This window comes from Trinickia symbiotica (assembly GCF_002934455.1).
Classification (GTDB): Bacteria; Pseudomonadota; Gammaproteobacteria; order Burkholderiales; family Burkholderiaceae; genus Trinickia; species Trinickia symbiotica.
Genome location: NZ_PTIR01000026.1, coordinates 63,360 through 72,899, shown reverse-complemented (window position 1 = coordinate 72,899; position 9,540 = coordinate 63,360). Strand labels below are relative to the sequence as shown.

Below are 9,540 nucleotides of genomic sequence, written 5' to 3'. Positions count from 1 at the left end.
GCCGACGGCTGCATGCCGTAATGGGCGAGCAATGCTCGATAGTTCTGCGTGAACTCGTGCATTCCTTCGCGATCGAGGTCGCGTACGGCCGCGGTCAGATTGTCGGTGCGGTGCCATTCGGGAACACCGCCGATCTGCCACAGGCACGCTTCAAGCCCTTCGGCCAGCGCCTCGAAGCTCTCGGAAAAGCAAATGCGTACGACCTCCACGTTCGAATAGGTCAGCACGAGATGATAGACCAGGCGTGGGAATGCCGTGCTCCAGATCGTTACTCTCAGGCGATTCATCGAAGTGAAATCGGATTGACCCATGCGCCCGGGCACATGCTTCTGTGGAAACATGACCTCCTGTTCCGGGCCGTGACGAACTCGCCACGCTTGAATGTGTCGCTGCAACGTACGCAGCTGGCCTTCCTGATATCGCCCCGGAAACGCCTGGCACAGCAGCGCGAACAGCGTCTTGGCCTAAAATGCCGGGTCTCGCTTTAGGTGTTCCTCAACCCACGGCCCGTCGGGGCTGAACGGATTCTCCCGCGTGCGATGCGTGCGTGGCTTCTTCACTTGATTCGGCAACGTGCCAGCACGCTCGTACTTACGAACCGTGCGCTCACCCATACCGGTTCGCGTTGCCGCCAGCTTCCGGCTCGCTCCTTTCCGCCGTTCTTCCCGCAAGAATTTGATTTCTCCGTCTTTTTTCATGCTGGCTCCGGAGGGAGCCGCATCATAGCGACGGCCGCAGCCTCAGCAGGTCAGCCGCCAACACCGGCAAATCTAGTTGTCGCCAGACAACCAAAGCCTGAATCCGTCAACGCCGATAGAATTCTGACCCGCCGGTGGGTCAGTTTTACATTGGCGCTAACATGAATCAAAGTCACGCCACCTATTTGCCGGATGCCGATCGGGCCGTCAGCATGCGTCGCCCGATCTTGTCCCGGAGCAAGTGGGCTCTACGCTTTCGACATCTTCTGGGACAATTTCGACACGTCTTCAGCGGTTGACTAACATTCGTCTCTTCGATCCTTACCTGACAGAGTCGAACTCTGCCTTTTCCATCGACGCTCACCACGCGGACTCTTTACCCGCGCAACTCGTGGCGGTTTGGAACCTGCCCCTGCAGGCCGGCTCCGAAGGGCCTTCCTTCATCTCTGGTAAAGCACCGCAAACATCGGTTAGCTGATGCTCGCGTTCTTGGCACACCCCACTCGATTGTCAATTCAGCGGGCGGAACCTTGTGGAGACAGAGTTTCCGCCTGATCACGGGCCTCGATACCGTCGGCGATACCGAAAATCATACTCGGCATTTGACGGCTGTCGTTAGAACGCCCCAGAGGATCATTGCCCGCTTCGCTTAAAAAATCGCGAACACTCACCGTCTCTCGATGATTTGTGGACGCGATACCGTCGATGATACCGTCGATCTCTTTCGAACGTGCTCCTCGATACCGTCACAACGTCAATGCTGCAGTTAGATGGTCGTGCTCGAAGGCACTTGCCGTGCGTGCGAGTTCTGCACGCCTGCAACCGACTTCCTCAGCAACCGCCTGCCATGCCCGGGTCACGTCGAGCACTTCCCAGATGGTGGCCCGAGCCTGTTTCAGCGACAAACTGAAGAATTCCGCCGCATTTTCATGCAAGCCGACCGAACACCTTCCTCGTCGAGATCGATACTAGTCGTCAGGATGCACGCCTTTACGTCGGTTGGCGCGTAGGATCGAGGTCATAGCCGGGTGACAATACTAGGCATCGCGGCCGGCGCGTCGCGGCGTTTCCGTCGATCGCTTCGGGTGTACTCCCTCAAACGGTCAAGGCACTGCAGCTCGCGTATCCCCGCCTGGACGGTGCAAGGCGTAGCTCGCCCTTGAGCTACTGATCTTCGTCTTCCATCGATGCTTTCATTTGGTGTTGGCGTGCAATGCCATCGCGAGCGCTTTTGAGCAAGGCCGCATAGAGCTCGTAGGTGGGCTCGGCTCGGCTAAGAGTCGTAAGCATAGCCGTGCAGTGCTCTTCAAGCCGCAAGTCTTCTTTGAATGGCTCGCCGGGAATGGTGCTCCGCGTACCACATTGCGTGGCAGACGCAAATGCATGCCCAACGGATTTCGTGGCTTCTTCGCTAATCTGCTCTGCGGCCTCAAGGATATCGCTCACGAAGCTAGGATAGTCGTAGAGGATGGTCTGCTGCCCATTTTGAAGAATGGCTGCGACCAAGCGCGCGTGTTGCTCGGTGCCGCCAGCCATCCAGGCGAGGAGTTGGTCAAGCAGCGACTGATCGTACGAACCCCATAGGCCGGACACTGTCTTGCCGAACGACCAGGCCATCGACGGTGCTGCGCATTCAGCAAGCGCCCAGTCCATTAGTTCCAGCAAGAGGCGATTCCCCATAGACGTCGACTTGAGGTCTAAGCCAGTACCGGCTCGAATTCGGTCGAATGGAATGTAGGCCCATCGTCCATCACCGCTGGCTTTGAGTCGAGCTTTCATGAGTTCAACAACCGCGGCGGGGTCGTGTTCGGTGGACTTCTTCAAGAAGGCCACGACCCAGTAGTCATCCAAACGTTCGAGTGCTTCGAGCTTGCGCAGCAGCTCGCGACGTTTGACTCCGATTTCTGCAGGGGGAAGGTCTTTGGATGACGCAAGCCACATGAAGACGTCGTGTGATGCCGACGCGCATACATCGAAGGCCATCGCGCATGCGAGCTCGAGCGCCAGCGACGCATCCTTCGTGGAGATTTGGCGCACGAGGTGTGATGCGGTGAAGAGAACATCTGGGCTCTTGGATTCGAAGATGCGCCGGAAGAGCACATGCTCCTCGGGCGTGTAGGACCTGGAAGGTGCGTACCGGATGTATGCCTCGGCGACCTGTCTAAGCACCTCGTCGGAACTCTCAGACCATGCGATGTATCGCTGCACCAATGCGCCGTCACCAGCTTCGATAGCAACGCTGAGCGCTCGTCCTACGTAGGGCTTCAGGCCATTGCTCAGGCTTTGGCCGACGTCTCTCGCGAGCAGTTCCTTTGCCAGGCCAGGTGCCTTGGCGAACAGCCGGTTCATGAAAATGAATGGCGCCCCGTATCCTTGACCGGCAATTCTGGTGATGTCCTCAAGGCAGGATTCCATCTCCGCAAGCAATTTGCTTGGATCCGGATACGCAGCGATGAGGTCGTTGGTGAGCCGCTCCTGGTACTCCTCGTGTTCTCCGCTTTTGAGTGCCGAACCGAGCTCCCAGGTCTCGTTGCCCCAACCGTCGATGAGTACACGAACAGTCCGGGTCCTGAGGTCTCGCTCGAGATGCCGAATAATCTCGAGTGCCTCGGGCTTGGTCTCAGGCGGACCAAAGTGCGCATGCCATGAGACCGCGTTTGCGAGGCCAAGCAGCACAACCGGATGCACTGTCGCCTGATTGAGGAGGTCGCGAATGCGGCGCAGCAACTCCACGTGCTCACGGTTCCATTCGCCGTCCGTTGAATCGCCGTGCATGGGTGAACGCAAGGCGTACGAAAGCGTGACCGCGGCAAGGAAAGCTCGGCGAGCGGGCTCCGCTACGACGAAGCCAAGAAGTGCGCTGGTGATTTGCTGACGAATGCCGCGTGCCTGCTCCAGCGGGAGCTGATATTTCGTGATAGTGAAGGTGTTGCGCGAGTAGCTCGTTGACTCCATCTCCGTCTCAAGCGCACCTTCGAGGATGGAGAAAGGCGTGTTTGCGCTTTCAAGCGAAGTGCGCCTCTCAAGCAGCGCCAGCGCAAAGTTGACGACTCCAGAGTTGTACTCGACCGGCTTGTTCACCGCGAACTTAGCGAGTTCCTTCAACAGGCGAATGCCATGGCCGGGCTTTTGGTGGAGTGGCCTGGGGTCGTTGCGACCAGCGCGCCACAGAAGATGGCAAGCCTCTTCGAGGTGGTCGTACGTGAAAGCTGCGTTGCGGGCGATTTTGCAAACCGTCTCGCTTTCGCCGTGGCCATCATCGATGAGCTTCTTGGCGAAGTTGAGTGCGAAGCGGGGTTGGTAGTAGGCAACGGCTTCGACTGCCTCGACATGTGGGTTGTGGTAATTGTCACCCCAGACGAGCAGCGGCCCAAGGCTCTCAAGAAGTTTGCTTTCATCGGTCTTGCCCTCGCGCAGACGCCAGTCGAGTCGCCCAAGGTTTACGAACATGTTCTTCAGCAGGTTCGCGTTGGCTTGCCCGAAGAACCGGACGCCTCTGTCGTTGATGCCTCCCTCTGGCTCGATGTAGTTGTTACGAAGGATTTCGTCGGCGAGAAGGTCGGGGGCTAGCCTGGAGCGAAGCCCCCGTTTGAAAAGCACACCTGCTTCGTTGAGTAGCCGCATCAGGCGGCTTGCGTCTGCCGTCTCGACACCCTCAAGTTTGCTCAACGCATCCACGAGTGCTGGGTCATCTTGGATAATTGGCTGAACGAGCGCTACCACCCGCAGAATGGCTCGTAGCTTCTCTGCGTCCTGGCCGGTGACGAGCGTTGCCGTGATGACGTCCTGGAGCCGTGACAGCACATAGTCTCGGAGGTCTTTTGCATTGTTCAAGAGTGCCAATGGGATTTCGTCTCGAGCGACGAGTTGAGCTGCCAGCACGGTCACCAAAGGAGTTGTGTAGGTGGCACTCGCAATCCCGGCACTCGCCCCGACCGGGGCTCCGCACTCCTCCAGGACGGAGGTCGCCAATGCCTTTGCGGCCTCAACAGTCTGCTGGCCCATCTCGACGAACTGAACGAGCGGCGGCAACAGAGACATGTTGGCGGCCTGATGTCTCAGCGCTTCCTTCCCGTACGGCCTGAGCGAGAGCAGCAGTCGTGTCTCGTTCCGCGGGTCAGATGCGTACCTCAGCAGGATGTCGAGGTCATCGCGTTCGTGCGCGTCATCGACGACGATGAGCGTTGTGCAGCCCCTCGAACCGCGAAGCTCGTCAAGATGGTGGGCCTTCACCTCCTCGGTAGACGAGACAAAGCGAACGATGAGACTGCGGTCGTTGGCTGCGAGTTTGTCGACGACCTCGCGCAGCAAGCGACTCTTTCCGGCGCCAGGAGCCCCAAGCAAGCATGTGACCAACACCGATGTACGCTTCACATGCTCTGTCAACGCTGCGAGTTCGGCCTCACGACCGATAAGTGCCCAGGAGTGATTGAAGAAGCGACCGGAGACCAAGAAGGGTTTGAAGAAGTCTTCCGCGCTTTGGAATGGCCCGGCCTCGCTGATACCGAGAAGGTCGACACGCTGGCCACTGAAGTACCTGTCGACAAGGTCCAGGCGATCGACAAGCGGTAGCTCATGGAGCTTGCGCGTGATGTCTTCGCGGTCCCAGAGTTGCCAGTTGGCGTGAGCCGCCATCGCATCGCGCGCCTTCGGGCTCGCAACACAGGACAGCAGAAGTACTTTCAAGTCGGACTTGAAACTCTGCTCGCCAACGGCTGTATGCACCTTCTGCGCGCCGAACTCGTTGACTCGCTTGCACTGGAAGGTGTGGATGCCGAAAGGACCACTAGCGACGATGTCGATACCGTGCTGCTTGCTGCCAGCGCCGCCGTAGCGATGAACGTCGCCGCGCAGGGTACGGTAAAGCCGGTCGAGAAGGGCTGCGCAGAAGCTCTCGAAGATCTCAGGTGCTAGCGCTGACAGCGGCAAGGCCCGATCGAAGGACGTCGCAGTTCCGGCGCCGTCTGTGGCCTTGGCAGTTGCCGCGGCGGCGAAGCCTGCCGCAACCAAAAGCTCATTCGGCCTGGCACTAACCAGCTTCTCAAGCTTCGGCATTTCGGCCGCGCGCGGGCGCCCGAGGCCCTTTTCCCAGCGGCTGACCGACTGCTGCTGGACGCCCATGGCGGTTGCCAGTTCTTGCTGCTTGGCGAAGCCTGCCTCGACGCGACGATGCGCAAGGAGGTCTCCGAAAGCTTTGTATGGGGACGTTTTCTCGGCGCTCACGTGTTTCTCTTCTAGCACACTTTCGATAGTGTATCATGCCTTCACGCCGCTGATTGAATCGCGTCCCGGAGGCACCAATGGCGCAAGAACCGAACACACCTCGACGGCCTCAGCGGCTGAAGGGCCCGACGACGCCCACTGACCCGTACTGCCTGTTCGAGAACGACGAGCAGCGGCGTCTGGCGCTGCGATTTCGCGAGGGCTGCCGCGCCTGTTGCATCTTGGTTTTCGCCGGTCTGGCGATGTACCTGCACCCCGACTCGCGCGTTCTTTTCGGTGGCGTCGTGGGCGTCATGTACAAGCTCATCTGGCGCCAGTGACTACTGTTAGCGCCATCGATGTTGTTGATGTTGGACCAATGCGCAGGATTTCTCGAAGGGCGCAGGTCGCGGTCTGCCGAAACGAGGTCGGCGAGGTTGAGGGGAGCGGTGGTGCTTGACCGAAGGCTGGGCAGGCGAGCCTAGCTCGCAACCTCGGCCTTGTCACTGGCGTATCGGGTATTGCCACGGATTACGAAACCAAGTTGTCGCACATGCGATCGAAAACGAACCCTTCGATTCGGTGTCGATACGTTCCGCGTGACATTCGACCATGCCCCGAGCATCTTCAACAGAAAGTAACGAACTCTTCATCGCGCTGGTAGCGCGAGCCGATCCAGCCAACGCCAAGGACATGGACGGACTGAGCGCTGCATTGTTCAACTTCCGTCTGCCTCCCGCATCGGCGTTGACGGCGACAGCCGCGGTGATGGCGGCCTGCAACCGTCGCCCGGCAGCACATGGTTACGACGGCTACGCCAATCTGGTGTGCCCTGCACTACCCGATGGCTTGCAGCCAGTTGCGGCCGCTGCCGCAGTAGAAATGCTAGGCGAGCGAGGCAAAGCCATCACGGACAATTTCCGGGGTCTAGCACCGTCCTGGTTTCGGGGATATGAGAACGTTCCTGAAAGTGTGAAGGAGCAGGTGATTGCGATGATCAGGGCCGCATGGCCTCCCGGCAACAAGGAAGGGGAATCCCCGCTCCACCGCTCGTTTCCTTCGTTTGCCCGCGGCAAGAGTTAGTTTTCCATGAAATACTCGGGGACCTTCAGGGGAAACCTCCCAAGCGGCTAGACAATCCCAAGGAATAGATCTTCGCGGAAGCGACGTGCTAACCAACACCACCAAGCTGCGCCACTTCGATGCATAGATCAGACTCGCCCGACATCTCGATCTTGTTGTTCGACGCCGAACGGCGGGATAACACATTTCTCATGCCGTGGCCCGTACGCGGCAACCCTGGTGCCCTCCTCACTTTTTGCCATTTTGGCGAATGGCAGACATTTCTAGAAGCGCGTCGGCTACATCCCGCGATACCGGAAATTGTGCAGAGGAAATTTCGTCGCGTCCAAAAACTTTATCTTTTCGCCTGGATCGACTTCGGCCTCGTAAAAGCGGGGGATGGTTGCCTTGACGGCGCTGGAGCTGGCGCTGAAGGATCGCTATGGAGGGTTCTTCATCGAGCAAAACGTGCGGAAACGTAGTAAACAAAGCCCCAGCGAACGCGCCCCATCGCTTGCGCAATTACTCGAACACATGGTCGAAAAGGATGATCTCACGGACGAGTCGCTTGCCTTCACGAAGTTATATGGCGGCTCCGTGATTTCGCTGCTGTATGAAAGCAAAGCCTCTCGCAACGCTGCAAAGGAGAACTGCATGCTCCAACCAATTACACTGGCAGGAATTCGCAATTCGCTTGCGCATGGCGATCCCTTCGATGGACTGCCGTGGAGTGGCCTGCTCGAACTGATACCTGACTTGATCGAGTATGCGTACCGGTCATATCTGCTAGAAATTGAGCAAGGGTAAATCGCTGTAAAAGCTCGACTCGGCACCCTCACTACGCTATCGCAGGCTGCCCAACAGCCACCCATAGACCTTTCGGCGATCAAACAAGGCAAGGAGCCTAGCTATGCCCTCAATGCAGAACCAGTTTTACGAGCGGTCGGCTCATCTCACTGCTTTGCTGAATAACGATCCTGCCGAGGCCGTAAAGCAGGCTCGGGAGATCAATCTTGATGCACCGGAGCCCGAACGCTTCAACCTAATGATGTTGCGGGCGAGTACCTTGGTAGATGGCGGTGCCTTGACGCAACAGAAGAATGCGATCGAAGAAGGGCTCGCGCTATTTCGTGTATTGCATGATCGGTTCCCAACAACCAACATCGCCTACAACCTGGCAAACGGGTTAGTCGCAGCGGTGGGCGACCCACCTCGTGCCCCCAGTTGGCTGGATCATCTGGAACGTACTGCGGAGTATCGCGCCGAAGCGCGCCGATGCTTCTGGAAAGTAGCGCATGATAGGGATGTCGAATCCGAACTGCGAACCGAAGCGTGGACAAACCTCGCCAATCAGTTTAGCAATAGCTATCGATTTGGCGAAGCTCATGATGGATGGCTCGCTGCACTGGAGATTGATCCGGGAAACGGAGTTGCGGCAAGTTGCGCAGCCCATAATTTGCTATGGCTTTATGAACAAGGCGGCTGTTCAGACCTGACCCATGTCGAAGCAGTCATGCTGGCCAAGATTGCGCATCGGCATCAGGATCGCGTTATCCAATACGCTGGCGCGCAGGCCGCAGAGCGGATCACCGCATTCGCCAGCGCATTGGAAGATCCGCCATCGAGGTCACCCCACACGGATCCATTCATTGAATGGGTCGAGCGTGAACGCCTGACGCTTGCACCAGCGGTCGAACTCATCGACCCGACCCTGGGTAAGTTGGACTGGCTCGTGCTCCCCGGGATTCTGGAGCGTGAATCGGGAGCGATCGCGATACCGCCCCCCGTGTTCTCCATGTTCAATGTGCTCAAGAGCGACTTCATCCTCGCGCGTGATCTCGCATGGCGAGCGCTCGATGAGAACGCGTGGCCCGCGACGGCGCGATTTGCCGATACGCTCGATTACGCCACGTACGGCCCGGATGCATCTGCACTTATCTTGGCGCACCGTACCGCCCTCGATCTTCTCGACAAGATCGCTGTAACGGCGAACCATTATTTCGAACTTGGGCAACCACCGGATAAGATCTACTTTGGTAGACTCTGGCGAGGGAGTCCCGACAAGGCGACCGGCGTGCGCCCCCTTACCGAGAAGGTTGAAGCAGCAATTCGTGGGGGCGCCAATGCGCTGTATGGCCTCGTGGAGCTTGCTGAGGACTATGACAACAGCGCGGGTATCCTGCGTCCTCAAAAGAACCTCCGCAATGCGGGCACACACCGATTCGTGGTGCTGCATGACTTTGGGGATCCGGCACAGAGCAGACAGGCCCCCGAAATCGAACGCCACCAACGGGAGCTGTTTACGCAGGAAGCATTGCGCGCTTTACGCGTTGCTAGGTCGGCAATCCAAATGCTTGCCCTTTCGATTTCGCAGCACGAACGAGGTATGGCGCGACGGACAACGGGGATTGTTGGGTCACTGGTCGTCCCCGATCACGACTGGATTCGCGGGCGCGATGACGGAATTTAAATGCCCCACGCCTACTTGATAGCAAGTCGGGGGTCAAAGCCAGCTGGCCGCAGCTCGGCACATGTTACGTGGTGCGGCCCGCGGCTCCGACAGCGCTACGGCGGGGCC

7 protein-coding genes and 1 pseudogene are annotated in these 9,540 nt (G+C 58.5%); 4 read left to right on the top strand and 4 right to left on the bottom strand.

The window, feature by feature from the left end; all coding sequences use genetic code 11:
• The 4 genes and pseudogenes from B0G57_RS31960 to B0G57_RS27220 all read right to left on the bottom strand — a co-directional run.
• Positions 1-287, bottom strand: a pseudogene (locus B0G57_RS31960) (IS21 family transposase); the annotation flags it as partial.
• 177 nt (positions 288-464) lie between these two features.
• Positions 465-698 carry a hypothetical protein gene (locus tag B0G57_RS31955; protein ID WP_233216014.1) on the bottom strand — a complete coding sequence of 78 codons (234 nt, stop codon included), beginning with the start codon at positions 696-698 and terminating at the stop codon, positions 465-467.
• Positions 699-1,213: 515 nt separating this feature from the next.
• On the bottom strand, positions 1,214-1,369 hold the full coding sequence (locus B0G57_RS31950; protein ID WP_189595355.1) for a hypothetical protein: 156 nt from the start codon (positions 1,367-1,369) through the stop codon (positions 1,214-1,216).
• Between the two features lie 493 nt (positions 1,370-1,862).
• On the bottom strand, positions 1,863-5,921 hold the full coding sequence (locus B0G57_RS27220; RefSeq protein ID WP_102607329.1) for a helix-turn-helix domain-containing protein: 4,059 nt from the start codon (positions 5,919-5,921) through the stop codon (positions 1,863-1,865).
• 77 nt (positions 5,922-5,998) lie between these two features.
• Between B0G57_RS27220 and B0G57_RS27215 the strand changes: the two genes are divergently transcribed.
• From B0G57_RS27215 to B0G57_RS27200, 4 genes are all read left to right on the top strand, one after another.
• Positions 5,999-6,241, top strand: a complete 243-nt coding sequence (locus B0G57_RS27215; protein ID WP_102607277.1) for a hypothetical protein — start codon at positions 5,999-6,001, stop codon at positions 6,239-6,241.
• A gap of 352 nt (positions 6,242-6,593) precedes the next feature.
• Positions 6,594-6,983: a hypothetical protein gene (locus B0G57_RS27210; RefSeq protein ID WP_146013402.1), complete on the top strand. Its 390-nt coding sequence runs from the start codon at positions 6,594-6,596 to the stop codon at positions 6,981-6,983.
• A 378-nt stretch (positions 6,984-7,361) separates the two neighbouring features.
• On the top strand, positions 7,362-7,769 hold the full coding sequence (locus B0G57_RS31470) for a hypothetical protein (RefSeq protein ID WP_199189656.1): 408 nt from the start codon (positions 7,362-7,364) through the stop codon (positions 7,767-7,769).
• 103 nt (positions 7,770-7,872) lie between these two features.
• Entirely contained in the window at positions 7,873-9,432 is a 1,560-nt protein-coding gene (locus B0G57_RS27200) for an LA2681 family HEPN domain-containing protein (RefSeq protein WP_102607279.1), read from the top strand.
• Positions 9,433-9,540: the final 108 nt, after the last annotated feature.